This window comes from Pedobacter terrestris, from assembly GCF_052343045.1.
In the GTDB taxonomy this organism is placed as follows: domain Bacteria; phylum Bacteroidota; class Bacteroidia; order Sphingobacteriales; family Sphingobacteriaceae; genus Pedobacter.
In genome coordinates, this window is record NZ_CP180264.1 from 489,391 (window position 1) to 509,796 (window position 20,406).

13 protein-coding genes, 2 tRNA genes and 3 rRNA genes are annotated in these 20,406 nt (G+C 40.8%); 9 read left to right on the top strand and 9 right to left on the bottom strand.

The features are described from left to right. Positions 1-81 precede the first annotated feature (81 nt). The 5 genes from ACJVDH_RS02235 to ACJVDH_RS02255 form a co-directional block, all read right to left on the bottom strand. On the bottom strand, positions 82-633 hold the full coding sequence (locus tag ACJVDH_RS02235) for an NUDIX hydrolase (RefSeq protein ID WP_443945949.1): 552 nt from the start codon (positions 631-633) through the stop codon (positions 82-84). 34 nt (positions 634-667) lie between these two features. Then, positions 668-1,054: a hypothetical protein gene (locus ACJVDH_RS02240; protein WP_443945950.1), complete on the bottom strand. Its 387-nt coding sequence runs from the start codon at positions 1,052-1,054 to the stop codon at positions 668-670. A gap of 149 nt (positions 1,055-1,203) precedes the next feature. Next, on the bottom strand, positions 1,204-1,983 hold the full coding sequence (locus ACJVDH_RS02245) for a TPM domain-containing protein (protein ID WP_443945951.1): 780 nt from the start codon (positions 1,981-1,983) through the stop codon (positions 1,204-1,206). An 81-nt stretch (positions 1,984-2,064) separates the two neighbouring features. Beyond that, positions 2,065-2,508, bottom strand: a complete 444-nt coding sequence (locus ACJVDH_RS02250) for a TPM domain-containing protein (RefSeq protein ID WP_443945952.1) — start codon at positions 2,506-2,508, stop codon at positions 2,065-2,067. A gap of 76 nt (positions 2,509-2,584) precedes the next feature. Next, positions 2,585-3,166, bottom strand: a complete 582-nt coding sequence (locus ACJVDH_RS02255) for a LemA family protein (RefSeq protein ID WP_443945953.1) — start codon at positions 3,164-3,166, stop codon at positions 2,585-2,587. A gap of 221 nt (positions 3,167-3,387) precedes the next feature. Between ACJVDH_RS02255 and ACJVDH_RS02260 the strand changes: the two genes are divergently transcribed. The 9 genes from ACJVDH_RS02260 to ACJVDH_RS02300 all read left to right on the top strand — a co-directional run bounded on the left by ACJVDH_RS02260 (position 3,388) and on the right by ACJVDH_RS02300 (position 14,602). After that, the gene (locus ACJVDH_RS02260) at positions 3,388-4,929 is read left to right on the top strand and encodes an NAD(P)/FAD-dependent oxidoreductase (RefSeq protein ID WP_443945954.1); all 1,542 of its coding nucleotides are present in this window, start codon (positions 3,388-3,390) and stop codon (positions 4,927-4,929) included. 33 nt (positions 4,930-4,962) lie between these two features. Beyond that, entirely contained in the window at positions 4,963-5,430 is a 468-nt protein-coding gene (locus tag ACJVDH_RS02265) for a DinB family protein (protein ID WP_443945955.1), read from the top strand. A 15-nt stretch (positions 5,431-5,445) separates the two neighbouring features. Beyond that, positions 5,446-5,805, top strand: coding sequence for a CoA-binding protein (locus ACJVDH_RS02270; RefSeq protein ID WP_443945956.1), 360 nt, complete (start codon positions 5,446-5,448; stop codon positions 5,803-5,805). Between the two features lie 1,376 nt (positions 5,806-7,181). Next, positions 7,182-8,701, top strand: a 16S ribosomal RNA gene (locus tag ACJVDH_RS02275). 208 nt (positions 8,702-8,909) lie between these two features. Then, positions 8,910-8,984, top strand: a tRNA-Ile gene (locus ACJVDH_RS02280). An 11-nt stretch (positions 8,985-8,995) separates the two neighbouring features. Beyond that, positions 8,996-9,069, top strand: a tRNA-Ala gene (locus ACJVDH_RS02285). 388 nt (positions 9,070-9,457) lie between these two features. Then, positions 9,458-12,333: ribosomal RNA gene (locus ACJVDH_RS02290) — 23S ribosomal RNA — on the top strand. Positions 12,334-12,474: 141 nt separating this feature from the next. Continuing rightward, positions 12,475-12,586 (top strand): 5S ribosomal RNA (rrf, locus tag ACJVDH_RS02295). The 16S, 23S and 5S rRNA genes sit together here with 2 tRNA genes alongside, the layout of an rRNA operon. A 249-nt stretch (positions 12,587-12,835) precedes the next feature. Then, positions 12,836-14,602, top strand: coding sequence for a S8 family peptidase (locus tag ACJVDH_RS02300; protein WP_443945957.1), 1,767 nt, complete (start codon positions 12,836-12,838; stop codon positions 14,600-14,602). On the opposite strand, the gene ACJVDH_RS02305 is transcribed toward ACJVDH_RS02300, so the two are convergent. From ACJVDH_RS02305 to ACJVDH_RS02320, 4 genes are all read right to left on the bottom strand, one after another. Continuing rightward, a complete protein-coding gene (locus ACJVDH_RS02305) occupies positions 14,603-15,376 on the bottom strand; it encodes a polysaccharide deacetylase family protein (RefSeq protein WP_443945958.1) in 774 nt (257 codons plus the stop codon). It lies immediately after the preceding gene. Continuing rightward, positions 15,376-16,308, bottom strand: coding sequence for a glycosyltransferase family 2 protein (locus tag ACJVDH_RS02310; RefSeq protein WP_443945959.1), 933 nt, complete (start codon positions 16,306-16,308; stop codon positions 15,376-15,378). Before ACJVDH_RS02310 ends, ACJVDH_RS02305 begins: the two co-directional genes overlap by 1 nt. Next, positions 16,301-17,491, bottom strand: coding sequence for a glycosyltransferase family 87 protein (locus tag ACJVDH_RS02315; RefSeq protein ID WP_443945960.1), 1,191 nt, complete (start codon positions 17,489-17,491; stop codon positions 16,301-16,303). Before ACJVDH_RS02315 ends, ACJVDH_RS02310 begins: the two co-directional genes overlap by 8 nt. Positions 17,492-17,807: 316 nt before the next feature. Further along, positions 17,808-20,372, bottom strand: a complete 2,565-nt coding sequence (locus ACJVDH_RS02320; protein ID WP_443945961.1) for a M1 family metallopeptidase — start codon at positions 20,370-20,372, stop codon at positions 17,808-17,810. Positions 20,373-20,406 lie beyond the last annotated feature (34 nt).

Sequence of the window (20,406 nt, forward strand, 5' to 3'; positions counted from 1 at the left end):
AATCTTAATTAAGCTTGTTATAAACTAAAAAAGTCTCGATTAACGAGACTTTTTTAGTTTACTGGAATAGCAAAAGAGATCTTAACCCAGTTTCTCTACCTCTGCCAAACCATAATGCAATGCCGCAACATGAAGCGCCTGTGCAATTTTATTTTCTGCCAAAAGTTGCTTTACTTCTGCTATGGTATATTCCTCAACATTTAGAATCTCGTGTTCATCTAAATGTTGATCGTGTGTTTTAACGCCTCCGGTTAAGAAAAATGTGAAGGTACGGTTATTGCCTGTCGCCGGGTTAGGATACAGCTCTGCTATTTGCTTACAGGTTTTAAAACTGTAACCAGTTTCTTCCAGTAGCTCGCGTTTTACTGCAAATTCAGGTTTTTCATCTCCATCAATTACACCACCGGGCACTTCAAGAGATACAATATCTCCGGCGTGGCGATATTGGCGCACCATAATGATTTTACCTTCTTCGGTAATGGCAATGGCATTTACCCAATTTGGATACTCCAGCACATAATAATCATCTTTAATTACACCATCCGGAAGTTTAACTTCATCAACACGTAATGTTGCCCATTTCTCCCGAACCAAATATTTAGAGGCTAATCTTTGCCACTTTTCTATAATCATGTTTAATTTATTTTATCGCAGGGCGATGTGTTTTTTATAAATATTGCTGTATGGTTTTTTGACGATGCAGATTCACCAGGTGCACAGTTTTATGTTCATCAGACAAGTAATTGTATACTACATTTAGCTTTGGTGCAACAACGACATTCCGTTCTGGACCCACACCAAGTTCGTAATACAGAAATTCACTTAAAGAATCGAGCTTTTCTGGTGGAAGATCACTTTCTTTTAGCCAGCTTTCAAAGATTGATAATTCCTGTGTGTGCAGAATGTCAAGAGGTAACCCAAAGCCAGACTCCATAGTGTTGTTGAACAAAATGCTGGCCTCATTAAATTTTCCTTCCAGCTTCAAACCCATAATTTTAGATAATACCTCTGCAAGTTTTTGGATCTCTGCTGTTATTAAATCTTTTCTATACATGTTTTTAGTTTACATTCTGAATCAGAAAGTTAAAATTAAAGATCGGACAGTGAATTTTGATCTTTTTGTCAAAATCTTTTCATCCTAGTCGAGCGTTTAATTTTAATTCAAAATTAATCAACAATGAAGTCTTGAATGGATGGCAAACTTTACCAGCTTCCGCTAGATCCGCCTCCACCAAAACTTCCACCACCGAAACCGCCAAAACCGCCGCCTCCGCCAGATGAACCTCCGCCCCAGCCACTATTTCCGCCTCTTCCTCCGCCGCCACTTCCACCAAATAGCATCGCCCAGAATAAAGCGTTAGATGCACCTCTGCCTCCAATAATCTGGCTACCGCCGCCACCACCTTTTCTAAGGATGATGATAATGATGATAACAATAATAACAATAATGGCCACGCTGCCACCACCGCCACTTTTTTGCGCTTTATTGCGCACTTTATCATTTTTATATTCGCCTTTGGTGTATTGAATAATAGAAGTTGTGGCATCGTCCAAACCCTGGTAATAATTGCCGGCTTTAAAATTCGGTTTCACATCACCATCAATAATGCGGCGAGCATAAACATCAGGTAATGCGCCTTCAAGTCCGTAGCCAGTTTGGATAGAGATTTTACGATCGCCAATGGCTACCACGATGATGATTCCGTTGTTTTTGCCATTTTGGCCAACGCCCCATTTTCGGCCCAATTCTACAGCATATTCATTAATGTCATAATCACCAACAGATTTTAATATGGCAATGGCAATTTGGGTTGAAGAGCTGTCGTCAAAAGCAACCAATTTTTGTTCAAGTGCTTGGCGTTGACTTTCCGATAGTGCACCGGCATAATCATTTACAAGTGTTGTTGGTTTCTCCGGAAAATCCTGCGCAAAGGCAAAACAGCTGAGTAAACCTAGAAAGGATATTAAAAATATTTTTTTCATTTTGAATGAGATCTGGTTTTCGGATGGATTTTATATCGCAATGCCAACAAAATATGGCACAATCCGAATATAATGTTCAGATTATTTATTGTCCTTTCGGTCCAGGTATACAATATCATTTGGAAGTTCATTAATATCGCCAGCTTGTGGCGGAAAAAATGAAGCCAGTTGTTCGCCTGCTAAAGAAATTCCGGCTACAAGGCCATCTGCCAAATCGCCTTTGGCAAAGTGAGCAGCCATAGCAATCTTTGCGGTATCCCAAAAGTCGTTTGGTACAACTTTATTGATCCCGCTATCGCCAACAATGGCAAATTTATGATCTATATGCGCAAGGTAAATTAATACACCATTGCGTAAAGCGGTATTGTGCATCTCCAGCTTTCCGAAATATTCTACTGCTTTTTCAAAAGCATCGCCTTCGCAATGTTTATCTATGGCAATTCTGATTTCTCCAGATGTTGTTTTTTCTGCCAGAGATATGGCTGCCGCGATTTTGTCCTGTTCAATTTCTGAGAATATTGACATTTTATGAATTGAAATTAAAAAGGGTAATCCATGTTAAAATATTAACATGGATTACCCTTACTTAAGGTGATGGAAATTAAAACTCTACTTTCGGAGCGTCTTTTGCTGTTGCATCGGCTTCGAAATATCCTTTCGGTTTAAAACCGAACATGCCAGATGTCATATTGTTCGGGAATGTTCTGATTTTGCTGTTGTATTCTTGTACAGCGTCATTAAAATCTTTTCTGGCCACAGTAATTCTGTTTTCTGTGCTTTCCAGTTGCGCAGAAAGATCGCTAAATTGTTGCGTTGCCCGCAATTCCGGATAATTCTCTGTAATAGATAAAAGTTTGCCGAGCGCCTGGCTTAATTGCCCTTGAGCAGCCTGGAATTTTTGAATATTTTCTGGCGTAAGGTCATCTGCCTTAACGGTCATTTGCGTAGCTTTTGCCCTGGCCTCGGTTACAGCAGTTAAAGTTCCCTGTTCAAATTTTGCTGCACCTTTTACGGTTGCAACCAGGTTGGGGATTAAATCTGCACGGCGTTGATATTGCGTTTGAACCGTTCCCCATTTTGATTTAACATTTTCATCCAGTTTAACAATGCTGTTGTAACCGCATGAACTTAAAGTGCTTACTGCAATAACAGCAGCAATTAGTCCAAATACTAATCTTTTCATGTTTATAGATTTTGTCTTATTTTTCAATTGAATAGGTCAATTTACAAATTAGATATCAAAATCTATTCCTTTGTTACAGCAGAGCGATAAAAGCTGACATTTGTACATGAATTATGGAAACAACCTGCCAGAATATTATCAGACCGACAAAATTGAGGTTTTTCGCAATTGAAAATTTGCTTTATCTTTGTAGCCATTCGGGATAAAAACCCGACAGTCTCATGCAAAAAGATATCGAAATTACATTGCTCCCACATCAGGTTGAGCAAGAAGACGTCATAAAACAGAAACTTTCTGAAGGTTTAAACATTAATCTAAACCGGGTAAAAGGATATGAAATTCTTAAAAGATCCATTGATGCACGCTCGCGCAAAGTTATTTTCAGGCTTCAGGTTAGAACATACATAGATGAAATTCCTTCGCCGGATGTACATATTGTACACTACCCAAATGTGGGAGATGCGAAACCAGTTTTAATTATTGGTGCCGGCCCCGCCGGATTGTTTGCAGCACTTCAATGTATAGAAAATGGCTTAAAGCCGATCGTAATTGAGCGGGGCAAAGATGTTAAGCAGCGCCGACGAGATTTGGCCGCCATTAATAAGCAAGGTTTGGTCAATACCGAATCCAATTATTGCTATGGAGAAGGTGGCGCCGGAACGTATTCTGATGGAAAATTATATACCCGATCAAACAAACGTGGCGATATAAATAAAGTATTGCAGGTTTTTGTAGATCACGGTGCGGAAAAGGATATTCTGATTGATGCTCGCCCACATATTGGAACAAATAAGTTGCCGCACATCATCACCGGAATTAGAGAAACAATTTTAAATGCCGGAGGTGAAGTACGTTTTGATAGCCAAATGACAGATTTATTTGTAGAGTTTGGGAAAGTAAAAGGTATTGAAATCAATTTCGAAGAAAAACTAATGGCCGATCAGGTAATCCTTGCCACTGGTCATTCTGCAAGAGATATTTATGAACTTTTGCATAAAAAGAACATTCTGATAGAGGCCAAGCCTTTCGCTTTAGGTGTTCGGATTGAGCATCCACAGCAAATTATAGATGCCGCGCAATACCATTGTGATATTAGATCGGAGTTTTTACCTCCTGCATATTACAGTTTGGTCGAACAAGTTGGTCCGCGAGGCGTATTTTCTTTTTGTATGTGTCCGGGCGGTATTATAGCACCATGTGCTACCGGCGAAAACGAAATTGTTGTAAATGGATGGTCACCTTCCAAAAGAAATAATCCTTACGCCAATTCAGGAACAGTTGTTCAGGTCACATTAGACGATGTTCAAGGCTATGATCCGCTTCGGATGTTAAATTTTCAATCCTCGATAGAAAAAATAGCTTTTGAATCTGGCGGTGGAAATTTGGTTGCGCCCGCACAGCGGATGGTGGATTTTGTGAACAACCGATTGTCTATAGATTTGCCAAAAAATTCATACCTACCGGGAACCAAAAGTGCGATGCTTGATAATATTCTTCCCGATTTTGTTTCTCAAAGTTTGCGGGCAGCATTGCCTGCTTTCGGAAAAAAAATTAAAGGTTATTATACAAATGAGGCCATTTTGGTTGGTGTAGAAAGTAGAACGTCATCGCCAGTACGCATTCCGCGGGATAAAGAAACCTATCAACATCCTCAGGTTCGGGGATTATTTCCTTGTGCGGAAGGTGCAGGATATGCCGGTGGAATTGTTTCTGCGGCTATTGATGGTGTAAATTGTGCAAATGCAATAACTAAATTGTTGTAACAAACTTTACGTTCGGCGAGTTGTTGTTCAATTATGCTTAGTCTAATACATGAACTTCAGAAAGCTTTTAATGGGGATGCATGGCATGGTAACCATGCCATGCAAATCTTGAATAATGTAGATCCATCTAAAGCATTTACCCATTTCATACCCGGTGCGCATTCTGTTGCCGAAATTGTTTTGCATTTAACCTCTTGGACGGAAGAAGTTACTGCCAGATTAATCGGGAAGTCTGCTACAGAACCTGATCTTGGCGATTGGCCCTTACCAGAAACCAAAAGTGCTGCGGGTTGGGAACAAATTATTTTCGATTTTAGGGTAGCAAATGAGGAATTGATCCGGGTATGTGAGGGATTTGATCCAAAACTTTGGGACGATAAAACTGTAGATGAGTCAAATTTGTCTCCGGGCTCTGCAGTAAGTTATGCAGAATTATTGAACGGATTAGTTCAGCACCATGCATATCATGCCGGCCAAATTTCTTTGTTGTCTAAGTTTTAAAATACATTTAAGAAGATGAAAAAGACATTAATTATTGGTGCATCGCCAGATGCCAATCGATATTCATATAAAGCAGCGCATATGCTGAAACGGTTTCAACACGAAATTGTAAATGTTGGAATTAAAAAGGGAGAGGTAGCAGGAGTAGAAATTGAAAAGCCGGGTGTTATTCATCAGGATATTGATACTATAACATTATATATCGGACCAGCACTTCAACCTCAATACCACGATTATATTTTACAGACCAAACCTAAACGTGTAATTTTTAATCCAGGTACAGAGAACTATGAACTTGAAAAGTTGCTGGATCAAAACGGTATCGAGCCTGTTGAAGCATGTACTTTGGTTTTGCTGAGTACAGGGCAGTATTGAGTTTTTTTGCTTGTTTCTCCTTAATTTATCCTTTTCGTTTTGACCCAATGAAGAAATAATGATCGTGTCTCAAATAGGTCAGGTAGGTACCAAGTTAACCCCAGGTTAACCCCTCGTTTACCTGTTGGTTACCTGTTGTTTACCTATTGGGTAAAGCGGAGGTAAAGAATAAGCGAAGGATAGGTAAAGAAGAGGCCAACAAAGGGTAAAGGAATTGGCTGTTTTGTGTTTGGTAAAGAGAATTGCTCGCGCTCGCTTTTTACTGATTGGGGTAGTAACTTTTTAATTGGAAAACTAATGGAAGAAAAATACCATCAATAAACTCTTTAAAGCTTCCTTAAAACGACTGCAATTGTTTAGTAAAGCAAAAGGTCTTCGTATTCTATATGTCTATATGGTAAAATATTATTTGCCCCCTCAAACAGTCTGAAATTTTCGTTACAAACGGGGAAAAGGTCTTCATCTCCTATATGTCTATATGGTTAGAAAAAACATTTGCCGTCTGAGATAGCTATTGTACCTGTTACAAACGGGGAAAAGGTCTTCATCTCCTATATGTCTATATGGTGAGAAAAAAATATTTACCAACTTAGATAGCTAATGTGCCTGTCAAAAACGGGGAAAAGGTCTTCATGTCCTATATGTCTATATGGTGAGAAGAAACATTTGCCATCTGAGATAGCTAATGCGCTTTGAAATCCTCTTGATAGATTGATTAGAAACGCGCGTAAACATCGTATACACTCTAACTTAATAAAAGTTTGGTTTTTGGTTTAAATTTTTCTCATTGGTAAACAGGGTTTTAAGCGATTAATAAAAGAAATAGTGTTTATTGTATTTGCGCGGGTATAATTTTTTTCTACCTTTGCACTCCGCTTCGGAAGGAAGGGGATGCCGGTGAGGGAGAAAGAGAAGAGATAAGGCAAAGAATTGAAAAGAGGATAGGAAGACGTTATATTAAAGGATTAACTGAAATACAACGAAAAGAGTTAGAGAAAAAAAATAAAAATATTTTTCTTGCGAATAACAAAAAGTTTCCTACCTTTGCAATCCCAAACGGAAACGAAAGGGAAACCGGAACGGCGGATGTCGGGAAGGAGATAAAAAAAGAATTGAATGGTTGGTGTGGATTGAAGGATGAAAAAGACCTTTAAGAGATACAAACCAGAAGATATACAAAAAGATCGGCCGTGAGGTTTAGAAGATCAATAAGTTCTTAAAAGAGATGTCAATGTAGCGCAGTGGGGTAAAGAAGTACGTATTCAAGTACAGAATACCTCAACTGAATTTTCAAGTCAAAACCTGACAGACAAAATTAAAAAAGAAGACTATTTTTAACGATAGTTAAAACTGGTCAGAATCAAAAAGAACATTTTACAATGGAGAGTTTGATCCTGGCTCAGGATGAACGCTAGCGGCAGGCCTAATACATGCAAGTCGAGGGGTAGAGGAAGCTTGCTTTCTTGAGACCGGCGCACGGGTGCGTAACGCGTATGCAACCTACCTTTATCAGGGGGATAGCCCGGAGAAATCCGGATTAACACCGCATAAAATCACAGAACAGCATTGTTTCATGATCAAATATTTATAGGATAAAGATGGGCATGCGTGCCATTAGCTAGTTGGCGGGGTAACGGCCCACCAAGGCGACGATGGCTAGGGGCTCTGAGAGGAGAATCCCCCACACTGGTACTGAGACACGGACCAGACTCCTACGGGAGGCAGCAGTAAGGAATATTGGTCAATGGGGGCAACCCTGAACCAGCCATGCCGCGTGCAGGAAGACTGCCCTATGGGTTGTAAACTGCTTTTGTACGGGAATAACCACTGGTATGTATACCAGCCTGAATGTACCGTAAGAATAAGGATCGGCTAACTCCGTGCCAGCAGCCGCGGTAATACGGAGGATCCAAGCGTTATCCGGATTTATTGGGTTTAAAGGGTGCGTAGGCGGCCTGTTAAGTCAGAGGTGAAAGACGGTAGCTCAACTATCGCAGTGCCTTTGATACTGATGGGCTTGAATGAACTAGAGGTAGGCGGAATGAGACAAGTAGCGGTGAAATGCATAGATATGTCTCAGAACACCGATTGCGAAGGCAGCTTACTATGGTTTAATTGACGCTGAGGCACGAAAGCGTGGGGATCAAACAGGATTAGATACCCTGGTAGTCCACGCCCTAAACGATGAACACTCGCTGTTGGCGATACACAGTCAGCGGCTAAGCGAAAGCGTTAAGTGTTCCACCTGGGGAGTACGCCCGCAAGGGTGAAACTCAAAGGAATTGACGGGGGCCCGCACAAGCGGAGGAGCATGTGGTTTAATTCGATGATACGCGAGGAACCTTACCCGGGCTTGAAAGTTAGTGAATTATTTAGAGATAAATAAGTGAGCAATCACACGAAACTAGGTGCTGCATGGCTGTCGTCAGCTCGTGCCGTGAGGTGTTGGGTTAAGTCCCGCAACGAGCGCAACCCCTATGTTTAGTTGCCAGCATGTAATGGTGGGGACTCTAAACAGACTGCCTGTGCAAACAGAGAGGAAGGAGGGGACGACGTCAAGTCATCATGGCCCTTACGTCCGGGGCTACACACGTGCTACAATGGATGGTACAGAGGGCAGCTAGCTGGCAACAGTATGCGAATCTCATAAAGCCATTCACAGTTCGGATTGGGGTCTGCAACTCGACCCCATGAAGTTGGATTCGCTAGTAATCGCGTATCAGCAATGACGCGGTGAATACGTTCCCGGGCCTTGTACACACCGCCCGTCAAGCCATGGAAGCTGGGGGTACCTAAAGTATGTAACCGCAAGGAGCGTCCTAGGGTAAAACCGGTAACTGGGGCTAAGTCGTAACAAGGTAGCCGTACCGGAAGGTGCGGCTGGAATACCTCCTTTCTGGAGCAGGGTTGACTACCCACTGTGCAACATGATACTCTTAAAAAAAGACAAAAAGAAGAAATACCCAAAAGATTAATGAATCAATTGTAGAGAACTATTGTGGTTAAGATACAAGGATGATATTAAGATTAGCAGGAAACAAGGAAGCGGTAGCGGTAATATACAATCTACTATATACTGCCGAATAACTACTGTTACTTATTACAGTCCCGTAGCTCAGCCTGGTTAGAGCACTACACTGATAATGTAGGGGTCTCCAGTTCAAATCTGGACGGGACTACAGAATCTTTCGGGGAATTAGCTCAGCTGGCTAGAGCGCCTGCCTTGCACGCAGGAGGTCAACGGTTCGACTCCGTTATTCTCCACATTTGAGCTATACGCTTAAAGAAGAAAGCATAAAGCTTTCAAAACAAAAAAAGGTTATCAGGATTGGTAATATACATTGACATTAAGTAAACAAGAAGAAAACGCCATAGGGGCACATAGAAACGGTTCGAGCCCGCAGTTTTTTACTAACGAAGCTGAAATAAGGCTTAGGTTAGGGCACATGACACCCTATACCTTTATACCCTTCACCTTCAGATTCAGTAAAGTTCTTTGACATATTGGAAGAAGTTAAAAAGAAGAGCAAACAACAATAGGCGACTGTTGTGTTTGTGCTCACCCGACTAAGAGGTAACTCGAGGTTTGGTATGAGACATCATAACAAGAGCAAAAAAAGCATACTATACGGCGCAAAAGGCGTATAAGTAGAAGAAAGTAAGAAAGAGTACACGGGGGATGCCTTGGCTCTCGGAGGCGATGAAGGACGTGATAAGCTGCGATAAGCCCTGGGGATCTGCAAATATGAACTGATCCGGGGATTTCCGAATGGGGCAACCCGGCTGGTTGAAGACCAGTCACAATAATGAGCAAACCTGCCGAACTGAAACATCTAAGTAAGCAGAGGAAGAGAAAATAACAATGATTTCCTGAGTAGTGGCGAGCGAAAGGGAAAGAGCCCAAACCATCCATGTTACGGCATGTGTGGGGTTGTAGGACTGTGATGTGGTTACAATGTAATGAAGTGGAACGGGATGGGAATCCCGGCGAAACAAGGTGATAGCCCTGTACACGTAAGTACCATTGACCTAACAGTATCCTGAGTACCGCGAGGTCGGAGACGCCTTGTGGGAATCTGCCGGCACCATCCGGTAAGGCTAAATACTCCCGAGAGACCGATAGTGAACCAGTACCGTGAGGGAAAGGTGAAAAGAACCCCGAACAGGGGAGTGAAATAGAACCTGAAACCGTGTACTTACAAGCGGTCGGAGCTGGCAAGTCCAGTGACGGCGTGCCTTTTGCATAATGAGCCTACGAGTTACTCCTCTCTGGCAAGGTTAAGTGTTTAAGGCACGGATCCGAAGCGAAAGCGAGTCTGAATAGGGCGCATAGTCAGAGGGGGTAGACGCGAAACCTTGTGATCTACCCATGGACAGGTTGAAGGTGCGGTAACACGTACTGGAGGACCGAACCGATAAACGTTGAAAAGTTTCCGGATGATCTGTGGGTAGGGGTGAAAGGCTAATCAAACTGGGAAATAGCTCGTACTCCCCGAAATGTTTTTAGGAACAGCGTGGATATTAAGTTTCATAGAGGTAGAGCTACTGATTGGGTGCGGGGGAGTCAAATCCTACCAAATCCAGACAAACTCCGAATGCTATGAAATATGATCTGCAGTGAGGCGCGGGGTGCTAAGGTCACGCGCCGAGAGGGAAAGAACCCAGACCATCAGCTAAGGTCCCCAAGTTACAGTTAAGTTGAACTAACGAGGTCCGGTTGCACAGACAGCTAGGATGTTGGCTTGGAAGCAGCCATTCATTTAAAGAGTGCGTAACAGCTCACTAGTCGAGCGGCCGGGCATGGATAATAAACGGGCATTAAATTGTACACCGAAGCTATGGGATTGAAATATATCGGTAGGGGAGCATTCTATATGCAGCGAAGGTATCTGGTAATGGGTGCTGGAGCGTATAGAAAAGCAAATGTAGGCATAAGTAACGATAAGGCGGGCGAGAAACCCGCCCACCGAAAGGATAAGGTTTCCTGATCAACGCTAATCGGATCAGGGTTAGTCGGGACCTAAGGAGAACCCGAAGGGGAAATTCGATGGACAACTGGTTAATATTCCAGTACTTTTTATAACTGCGATGTGGGGACGGAGTAGTGACACTGCCGCGATCTGACGGAATAGATCGTTAAAGACAGTAGGTATTAGAACGGTAGGCAAATCCGCCGATCTAGCTGAAAGTCGATAGTACCGCAAGCCTTCGGGTAAGTGGATAGCGCAGGTAATCAGACTTCCAAGAAAAACCGCTAAGCTTCAGGTTATAAAAACCCGTACCGCAAACCGACACAGGTATCCGGGAAGAGGATTCTAAGGTGCTCGAGTGAATCATGGCTAAGGAACTCGGCAAAATGGCCCTGTAACTTCGGGAGAAGGGGCGCTGTCAGCAATGGCAGCCGCAGTGAAAAGGCCCAGGCGACTGTTTAACAAAAACACATGGCTTTGCAAAATCGAAAGATGAAGTATAAGGCCTGACACCTGCCCGGTGCTGGAAGGTTAAGAGGGGATGTCAGTCGCAAGGCGAAGCATTGAATCGAAGCCCCAGTAAACGGCGGCCGTAACTATAACGGTCCTAAGGTAGCGAAATTCCTTGTCGGGTAAGTTCCGACCTGCACGAATGGTGTAACGATCTGGGCGCTGTCTCAGCCATGAGCTCGGTGAAATTGTGGTCCCGGTGAAGACGCCGGGTACCCGCAACGGGACGGAAAGACCCCATGCACCTTCACTACAATTTAACATTGACATTGGGTACAGGATGTGTAGGATAGGTGGGAGGCTTTGAAGCGGCGTCGCTAGGCGTCGTGGAGCCAACGTTGAAATACCACCCTTTCTGTATTCGGTGTCTAACTCCACAAGTTGGAGGACATTGTTTGATGGGTAGTTTGACTGGGGTGGTCGCCTCCAAAAAGGTAACGGAGGCTTTCAAAGGTAAGCTCAGTACGCTTGGTAACCGTACGCGGAGTGCAATAGCATAAGCTTGCTTGACTGTGAGACATACAGGTCGATCAGGGTCGAAAGACGGATATAGTGATCCGGTGGTTCTGCATGGAAGGGCCATCGCTCAAAGGATAAAAGGTACGCTGGGGATAACAGGCTGATCTCCCCCAAGAGCTCATATCGACGGGGAGGTTTGGCACCTCGATGTCGGCTCGTCACATCCTGGGGCTGGAGAAGGTCCCAAGGGTTCGGCTGTTCGCCGATTAAAGTGGCACGCGAGCTGGGTTCAGAACGTCGCGAGACAGTTCGGTCCCTATCTGTTGTGGGCGTAGGAATTTTGAGTGGGGCTGACCTTAGTACGAGAGGACCGGGTTGGACTAGCCTCTAGTGAATCTGTTGTTCCGCCAGGGGCATTGCAGAGTAGCTACGCTGGGAATAGATAAGCGCTGAAAGCATCTAAGTGCGAAACTAGCCACGAGATGAGAATTCCATATAGGGCCGTAGCAGACTACTACGTTGATAGGCTATAGATGTAAAGCTGGCGACAGCACAGTCGAGTAGTACTAATCACCCGAAGCTTTCAAAAGCAACATAACGTTGTTTGCTCTTCGAGCTTAACTTCTTTCAATAATATGTCATTTAAGGCTGGAAGGCTAAAAGATGAACAGGCAGAAGGTAATACCTTCCCTCCTTCAATCTTGTAACCCTCAACCTTTAATAAAAATATTCAGGTGCCTATATCGGTGGTGTCCACCTCTTCCCATTCCGAACAGAGAAGTTAAGCCCACCAGAGCCGATGGTACTGCGGTAACACGTGGGAGAGTAGGTCGGTGCCGAACCTTAAAGAAACCTTGTAGTAAACACTACAGGGTTTTCTTGTTTTATATCACTCCTCATCCCTCAATAGATAAAAACAAGAAAAGTAAAACCTGCATGTTTACCCCTATTTAATCACTATCCGCTCTCATATCATTGTTCTGCTGCTGTATTTTACAGCATAAGAAGAAATATCTTTTCGTTAAAAATTCTTAAATCATCCATACAAAATATAAGAAAACCGTATTATTGCATTTGCACATAAACACACTATGTTAGAGATCAATTCCAGTTGGCGGTATTTATTTATTGCATTTATCTTTCTACAAGTTTTTGCTCAAGCGCAGAGTAAAAAAATTGAGTTGCCTAAAAATTGGTTCAATTTAGACCTTGCTGAAAGTGGTTATTTTGGGATAAGTACAGAAAAAGCATACCGTGAATTATTAAAAGATAAAAAACCTAAAGCACGCATTATCGTTGCTGTGATTGATGGTGGTGTTGATATCAATCATGAAGACCTGAAAGCAAATCTTTGGACAAATCAAAGAGAAATTCCCGGAAATGGTATAGATGACGATAGCAACGGCTATATTGATGACATACATGGCTGGAACTTTATTGGATCTGAAAAAGGAAATCTTCAATATGATAATCTAGAACTGGTGCGGTTGTTGAAAATTTATATTCCAAAGTATCAATCTACAACAAATTTAACGCCTTTAGATAGCGCTCAAAAAGATGAATTTGCTTACTATAAAAAAATGTATGGCGATTTTGGGAAAAAATACAACGATGCCAGCGAGACTTTCCGCGTTTTAGAAATCATCAATAAGGTAATTGATTCAACTGCTAGACGGAACCATAAGCCAATTCCTTCGCTGGAGGATATCGAAAAGTACAAAGCTGACGACGAAAATGAGGAATACGTTAAAACCATTATCCGTAGAGGTTCGCGTGACGAAGGAAGCTTTGAGAAATTTTATAAAACCATTAAGGACGGTTACAAGCAATATAATGATATGCTTAAATATAACTTGAACCTTAAATATGATGTGCGAGCAGAGTTGGTTGGCGATGACTATAAAAATCCTTATCAGCGAAATTATGGAAATGCTGATGTAGAAGGGCCAGACGCAGAGCATGGTACACATGTATCTGGAATTATTGCGGCAGATCGGAAAAACGAAATTGGTATTTTCGGTGTTGCAAACCATGTAAGTATTATGGCAATTCGGGTGGTGCCGACAGGTGATGAACGCGACAAAGACGTCGCTAACGGAATCCGCTATGCGGTAGACAACGGTGCACGTGTAATAAATATGAGTTTTGGTAAAGCATATAAATGGAATAAAAAAGTTGTGGACAGCGCTGTTAAATATGCCGAAAGTAAAGGTGTTTTGTTGGTGCATGCTGCAGGTAACGATAACCAAAACAATGACTTAATAGACAATTACCCAAACAAATATTTTGAAGGGCCAGAGGCTAAAGCGTACGCTGCAAAACATAAAGATCCGCTTAAACCGGATTTTGTTCCACCGAAAGCTGTTGCACAAAACGGTATGGGCATGCGTCCACCGGTTTCAAGAAATACTGTTGTTAAAGCTAAGCCAATTGATTCTGTAAAATTTGATCTTCCACATGCCAGCAACTGGATTGAAGTAGGTGCAAGCGCATATAAGGATGACGATAATTTAAAGGCAGATTTTTCCAACTACGGGAAACATACAGTAGATGTTTTTGCACCTGGTTTTATGATTAACTCAACTGTTCCGGGAAATAAATATGAAAGTTTAGATGGAACAAGCATGGCTTCACCGGTTGTATCTGGTTTGGCTGCGTTAATTTTGAGCTACTATCCGAATCTAACGCCGACGCAAGTCCGCGAAATTCTAATTAAATCTGTGACGAAGGTTAATCATAAAATTAAATATAAAAATGATCGCGATGAGAATGTACGCGCGTTATTTTCAGAAATTTGTGTTAGCGGAGGAGTTGTAAATGCCTACAATGCATTAAAACTTGCTGAAACCTATAAATAGTTATTTATCGTCGGTAAAATCTTTAATTGTTTGAAAGGGGTAGTTTTTAGCTTTCATCCAGGCGATTAAATTGCTCATCCTTTCAATCATTTTATTGCCGGTATTTTTACGAACGTAAGCCGGAAAGCCAAAGCGGTCTTCGTCATCAAGATCTGTAAATTCCCATGGATGGAAATATATGTTCAGATATCTATCTTTTTTATAGGTCCACGATGCCAGTTTTTTGTAGATAGAAAGTGGCAGATTATGAAATGACAACCAGAATAACGGAAATCGTATCGCCGGACTTACTGATGCAGGGATTTGCAATACATTTTCTTTATAAAAATACGTTCTGGATACGTGAAAATTGTTGTATCTGCCAGGAAGATAGGTGGGATTGATCGAGCTGTTATATCTGTAACCTGCTTTTGCAATTTCTTTTTCATCAACCGGCATCATTCTCGCCATGCGATAACCAATTATTTCCTGCCCGGATAATTCTTCTAATTTTAGTTTAGAACTTAATAAATGCTCAGGTTCAAAATCAGAATGGTAATAACCATGAGAAGCCAATTCATGTCCTGCATCCACAATTCGTTTAATGAGGTCAGGAATTTGCTCTGCAAAAGTTACTGTACAAAAGAATGTCGCTTTTACAGAGAAACGATCTAAAATATCTAAAATTGCTATCGTTCCGGCTCGCGAAATGGAAATCTGGTCGTCAAAAGTAATGTCTTTCTGATACTCGAAAGGCATGTCAAATTCTTCTATATCGAAACTTAAAAGTACCACTATTTTGTATGGATGTTGGTTGAACGGATAATGTAATTCGGGCGGTTTTTAGATTGCATAAACATTTTCCCTACATAGATACCAATTATTCCGAGAATGATGAGTTGTAAACCGCCAAAAAAAACAATAGTCATAATTACAGAAGCCCAACCAGACACTTCAACATTATTTACAAATGAATAAATTACGTAAGGTACATACAATAAAGAGGCGAATGAAAATATAAAACCGAGATAAACTGCAGAGTACAATGGTTTAATACTAAAAGATGTTACACCGTGCATGGCCAAACGCATCATTTTTTTAACGGTGTATTTGCTTTTGCCAGAAAAACGTTCAGCAGGGAAATACTTAATCGCATATTGTTTAAAACCCAGCCACTTAACCAAACCACGAAGAAAAGGTTCGTTTTCATGGAAATTCCTAAACACATTTACTACTTTCTGATCGAGGAGACGGAAATCTGCTGCTCCGGGTTCAAGATCAATATCAGACAGCCAGTTTAATAGCTTATAAAACAGGCCAGAAGAACTCCGTTTCCCTTTAGAAAGTCTTTTGTCTTCTTCGCGCACCGTATACACAACCTCATAACCGGCTTCCCATTTAGCAATCATATCCGGAATAAGTTCTGGCGGATGCTGCATATCACAGTCCATAGAAATTACGCAATCTCCATACGCGTAGTCCATTCCGGCTTTTACAGCGAGCTGATGTCCAAAATTTTTAGAAAATTCAAGGAAATAAACGTTTTCTGATACGTCTGCAATATTTTTTATGTTCGAAAGCGTGTGGTCTGCACTGCCATCGTCAACCAGAATAATTTCGTAACGATAAGGTAGTTGTGCAAAAACGGCTTTTATACTTTCGAGAATGACAAAAATATTATCTGCTTCGTTATAAGCGGGAATTACTATAGAAACCAGTTTAGTCATTTGTGGCAATGGTGTATTGTTTAAAATCTTCTGTCATCATCTGATAAATAATCGCCAACCAAATCAATACGCAAGGCAAAGCCTTTAGCGAATAGAGGTGAACGAAATTTCTGAATGATTTTGGAAACAAATCTGTTGGGGATAAACTTGTTAATAGAAAGGCAAAAACGAACAATGCGATTTGCCAGTTGGCGATGGGTTTTTGTTGTGTAATAAACCAAATTGCAACTCCGGCAAAAGCAATGATATAGGTTGGAGATTCTGAGCCACTGCTAAAAATAACCGTAAGAATTAACGTTGATGCGAGCAATAATAAACGAAATGCCACAAATTGAAATTGTGCTGTTCTCAGATATGGCAAAGAAAAAAGCAGCAAGCCAACCAATAAAAATGGCCAGTTGGGCAAGTGTATATTTTGAGTTATGCGCCTTGTAATGCCCATAACAGAAATATCCTGAAGGGAAGTAAGCGAGGCATTCAACGCATTTTTTTCTGAAAGAGAATGAAACCAATCCTGATAAGATTGAAGAATGAAATCAGGCGACGAAAGCAGCATTGGAAGGGCTAAACATATCGCTAAGGCGAATATTCCGGCAAGGATAAATTTCAGCTTCTGTTTACTGAAAAAGAAAAATGCGAGTCCGACGATGCCATATAATTTGATACAAGTGCCCAATGCAATGACCCAAGCAGATTTGATTTCCTTTTGCTTTACAATATAAGAGAAACTCAGCAAAATCATCCCGGTAAGGGCAATGTTAAATTGAAAGCTAAATAGTGCCGTAAGCGTCTCATGAAGACAAATCCACGCAATTACTGATCGGTTTAGCGTAGAAATTGGTAAACTGTAAATGCCCCATAAGAGTACAGAAACATTTACCAGGTTCCATAAAATCATGCCCAAACCATCTGGAAGCAATGCAAATGGTGCAATAACAAGAGAAAAAACCGGGCCGTAATGGTTGCTGTCGTTATATTCCGGATAAGCAGAATACAGGTTTAAGGTATCAATAGTATGATAATAAACGTATTTGAAAATGGAGTAATTGTTGTAGCTGTGGTGTACATATTGTTTTAAGCCCACTATTAGTGCAAGTAACACATAAATAGAAACAACAAAAACAGGATTGGTCAGAAATGACCAGGAAATTCGCCGGTTAGGGAATACTTTGGCAATGCTCATAAACGAACGGGATGAAAAATACGTTTAATCAATTTTGAAAATGCTAAGATGTTGTATCTCGGACAGAACGATATACAAGATGAATTTTAAAGTATTTAGTTAGTTAATGATTAGTTATAAAGCCTAACTGATGTGAACTTAACCGCAAATTTTCATTTGCATATCAGTTTTCTACATTCTTAATAAAAACAAATATCCTGATTTTTTTAATCAGATTTTTATTTTGTGTAACAAAATTTTTTCAAAAATTACATTTTTTTATTATATCATTCATAATGAATGCATTACGGTTTTGTGTTTTGTGCATTTGGTAATTTTATTCGTTTTTAATCAGTTTATTTGCGCGGAACAGGTTATCAGCACTTTGCAGAATTTTTAGTCTTAATTTATTGTTATAATCTGCATGGCTGGTTAAAAAATCGTGTACAATTTTTTCGGCTTCTGGCGATTGATAGTTCCCGAATGTTGCCGACAACCAATTCTGCGGGAAAAAAATATCGCCCGTGCGTTGAATTTCCGAAAGTAAATCAAGACTTTTTGCCAGATATTTTATAGAACTTGACTGCCTTAACGGATGGTGTAAATAATACAATGCAGACGTTACATTTGCTTCTTTCTGCCGATTAGCCTTTTGCTCCAGACTTTTAAAAAACGCATCTCTGGTATCTACATTTCCGGAAAGTGCGGGCATCATAAACTCAAAGCGCATGCGTCTGTCTGGATTGATAATTCTTGCCAGCTGTTTATTTAAAATTTCTACATCGCTATCATCGCGTAGAGCAAGTGCAAATGCCATAGTCGTATAATCATCTTCCGTTAATTTTACGCCTGCCGGAGGTATTTGTTTTGCCCAGATTTCATATAAAGTTTCTCTGGCAGATTTGGATGAAAAAATATCCAGATACAATTTAAACAGTATTTTCTTATTATTGGGTAAGGTTTGGCGGTTACCCGCATTCCATGTAGATTTTTCCAGTAATTCTGAAATTTGCCCGCGCTCTTCAGCCGATAAGAAAGTCCAGTAAATGGAAGAAATATAACCACTCATGGTTTTAAGGTTTAGTTCTTCCTGTTCCTGATTTAATCCTCTTGCAAATAAAAGCAGCAAATCTTTTGGTTTTATGGTCCGCGAATTCAACATGTTTTCGTACAAAGAAACATATGCAGAAGCGCGCATTAAAGGTTTTTCAATCTCAAATAATTTTGACAGCATATCTACATCAACCGGCCATAATCCATAACCATGACCTTTGGAATTGAATAAGATGAAAAGCGGTTTTTCCAAACCTTTTGCCTCCGGAATGCTAACTTTTGCAGCATTAAAATTCACATCAATTTGTTTTACATGGTCTGGATAAAATAAACTGAGTTCAAAAAATTGCGGCCAGATACTTCCTTTACCGTATTCTGGATTTTGATTGATACTGATTTCTTCAATTTTTCCGTCTTTAATTTTAGAACTGTAATTTACAATTGGTCTGCCCGTTTCATTCACCCAGACTTTATTCCATTTTTTAAGATCGGCAGTGGTAAAGTCCGATAAAACTTCAATCAATTGTGGCCAGGTTGCATTTGTATTGGCAAATTTTTTCAAATAGGCTTGTATTCCTTGTCTAAATTTTTCTTTACCCATCAAAAGTTCCAGTTGGCGCATCATAATTGGCGCTTTATGGTAAATGATATTTCCATACATCGTTCCGGCATCCTGAAGATTATCGAGTTGCTGGCGGATTGGATTTGATCCTGTTGTTCTGTCTACGCTGTATGCAGCCGGGAAGTGATCCAAAAATTTAAGATCGAAATTGTCGTTTTTATCTGCTTCCTCATTGCTTTTATCGGCCATAAAATTGGCGAAAACCTCTTTCATCCACACATCATCAAACCATTGCATAGTTACCATATCACCAAACCACATATGCGCAGTTTCGTGTGCAATTAAATTTGCTCTGCTGTTTAGCTGGTCCTTTGTGGCGCTTGGATCAAGGAAAATCGATGAAGATTTATAATCAATTGCGCCTACATGTTCCATTCCGCCAAACTGAAAATCCGGAATGGCCACAAAGCCGAATTTTTGGAAAGGATAAGAAATTCCTGTCCACTGTTCAAAAAAGTTTAAAGATTTGGTATGGATTTTAAAAATCTCAGCCATGCTGGTTTCAATTTTTGCCTGGTCAGTTTCGCGATACAAAAACTGCGCATCCATGTTTGATACTTTATCTGTTTTTTCCTCAAATTTTCCGGCAGCAAAAGAAAAAAGATAGGTACTGATCAGGTTTGATGTTTTAAAAATATATGTAGTGCGACCGCCTGTACTTTGTTTTTCCTGCACTGCGGCATTTGCAATGGCTTTCCAACTTTCAGGTAAAATTAAAGTCAGGTTATAAGTTGCCTTCAAATCTGGTTGATCAAAACAAGGGAAAACAGTTCTGGCCCGGTCCGGAACAAAAAGTGCATACAGGTAATCTGCGTTCCTGTTCAGCGCAGATTCGCCTGCAATAAAATCTATATGGATAGTATTAGCACCTTTTAAAAGGTGCTTTTTTTCTAAAATCAGGTGTTCATCTTTAAACACAATAGGAATCTGCTTTCCGTTAGAAAAAACCGCTTTAATCTTACTTCCGTCTTCTCTAAAATCGAGCTGGAGCGCAGAATTGGTAGACGTTAAATCAAAATGAAGATTTTCTGAAGCAATTATAGAACCCGTTTTTTCTGCCGGAATATCCATTTTCAACTCATAATTCAGATTGCTCAGCACACTTTTACGGTAAACAGCAAGTTCTTTAGAAACGCCTTTTTGAATTACCGGATCACCGGCAAAAGCAGTAAAAACTGAGCATAAACAAAGGGAGAACAAATAGAATTTAAAACTGTGTTTGATCATATTGCAAACTTATGAAATGAAAGCCTACAAAAGA